This is a genomic window from Bradyrhizobium cosmicum, from assembly GCF_032290525.1.
Lineage (GTDB): Bacteria > Pseudomonadota > Alphaproteobacteria > Rhizobiales > Xanthobacteraceae > Bradyrhizobium > Bradyrhizobium cosmicum_A.
The window spans coordinates 1-289 of sequence record NZ_JASXTA010000142.1 but is presented as its reverse complement, the minus strand read 5'-3'; the positions used below and the strand labels follow the sequence as shown (position 1 = coordinate 289).

General features: G+C 69.9%; 1 protein-coding gene. It reads right to left on the bottom strand.

Features of this window, described 5'->3' with window-relative positions:
• The coding region (locus tag QSV46_RS39405) for a signal peptidase II (protein WP_314964048.1) at positions 1-289 on the bottom strand (289 nt) is incomplete at both ends.

Below are 289 nucleotides of genomic sequence, written 5' to 3'. Positions count from 1 at the left end.
GCCCAAGGGCGCCCGCGAAGATGGCGATGTCGGCCAGGTTGAAGCTGTACGGGTTGCGCCAGCCGGGCAGCGACATGTTCAGGAAATCCGCGACCGCCCCGTAGGCCAGCCGGTCGATGACATTGCCCACCGCGCCCCCGATCAGCAGCCCGGCGGCGACCTGCGCCAGCCGCCCCGGCCGGACGCGGAAAAGCCAGACCGCGACCCAGCCGCAGATCACCAGCGCCACGGCGATCAACACCCAGCGCATCACCTCGACATCCGAGGACAGGAGCCCGAAGTTCACCCC